This window comes from Streptococcus mitis (assembly GCF_023110375.1).
Classification (GTDB): domain Bacteria; phylum Bacillota; class Bacilli; order Lactobacillales; family Streptococcaceae; genus Streptococcus; species Streptococcus mitis_CI.
This window is the reverse complement of record NZ_JALDVV010000022.1, coordinates 9,788-11,442: the sequence shown is the minus strand read 5'-3', so window position 1 is coordinate 11,442 and position 1,655 is coordinate 9,788. Positions and strand designations below refer to the sequence as shown.

Below are 1,655 nucleotides of genomic sequence, written 5' to 3'. Positions count from 1 at the left end.
ACTGGCTTCTCTGGAGTTACTGGCTTCTCTGGAGTTACTGGCTTCTCTGGAGTTACTGGCTTCTCTGGAGTTACTGGTTTCTCTGGAGTTACTGGCTTCTCTGGAGTTACTGGCTTCTCTGGAGTTACTGGCTTCTCTGGAGTTACTGGCTTCTCTGGAGTTACTGGTTTCTCTGGAGTTACTGGCTTCTCTGGAGTTACTGGCTTCTCTGGAGTCACATCAACGTAATAAGTATCAACACCTTCTTGGCCGTCATAATTTTTACCTGTTCCATACTGGTCTTGAACAAGACGGTAACCTTGAGCGCGGTATTTATCAATTACAGACTGCTTCTCTGCTTCTGTGTAGGATACAGGTTCACCTTCTTTACCGGCAAACTCTTCTGTACGCTCTAGCTCTTTTACAACTGAACCTTGTGCATCTACATGACGATAAATAACAATAGCTTTATCATCGCGTTTTACTGGTGCTTCTGGAACTTCTTCGTAAATATATGTTACTTCTTTAGTAACTCCGGCTTCAACAATGCCCTGAGATGGAGAAGATTGTGAGCTAATAGAGACACCATTCTCATCATATTTGTGACTTCCATCAATTGTCTCACCAGCTGAAGTTACTAAACGGTATGTCTTACCTTCAGCAGTAGTAATTGTTGAAGGTTTTTCAGTAGAGTTCTCAGATGCATTATAAGTAGAACCAGGTTTACCATCTACAGTATCTTTAATTGGAGATTGAAGAACCTTCCCTTCTGTAGAAACATAGTTAATGTTGACATTACCTGCTTTTTCATATACATATTTAACAGTCGTAGTGCCTTCTTTAACTTTACCAGTTTCTGAATCAGAATCATTCTTCACTTCTTTATAATAGTATGTCACTCCATTTTTTACGATTTTTTGATCTTTGTGTTCCTTAGTATCATAATCAGTACCTTCATCTGTTTTTGGAGTGTCTTCTACATCTTCTTTAATTTTGTTACCTTCAGTATCATAATACTCAACAATAACATTTCCTTGTTTAGGAGTAACAGGTGTATAAACAACTTCGTAGAACAAATCGTCATCGGTTGCAACAACCGTTTCTCCATCAACAGATTTCTTACCTGCCAACACAGAAGGAGTTCCTTCTTTTACTTTAGCAACTGTAGATAACGTGTATTCTTTACCTTCGATTACAACTGTTGGTTGTGGAACTACTGTATCAAAGTTATCTTTTGTTGTTTCCCAATTACCAAGAGTAGTTTCTCCCGTAACAAGATTCACTGTCCCTTTACGTTCGAATTGTACAGAGTCCTCTTGAGTCGGAATTTCTTTTGAAATTGGAGTTTTCACACCATCAATTTCAGCATAATAAGTGATTGTACGGTTCACTTCCTCTTTCAACTTAAGAATTTCTTGATTATCTGGTTTTGGATATTTAGGGTCTTTAGGATGTGTTGGAACTGTTGGATTAGGGAATTGAGGATCTGCTGGATTAGGATCTTCTGGAGAGCTTGGATCAGTTGGCACTTCCCCTCCTGGCGTCAATGGCTTGTCTGGTGTAACTGGTACAACATATGGAGTTACATCAACGTAATATGTATCAACACCTTCTTGGCCGTCATAATTTTTACCTGTTCCATACTGGTCTTGAACAAGACGGTAACCTTGAGCGCG

1 protein-coding gene is annotated in these 1,655 nt (G+C 39.3%); it reads right to left on the bottom strand.

Going from position 1 to position 1,655, the window contains the following annotated elements; all coding sequences use genetic code 11:
* On the bottom strand, window positions 1–1,655 hold a 1,655-nt coding region (locus tag M1G12_RS09705; protein ID WP_247949832.1), incomplete at both ends, for a mucin-binding protein.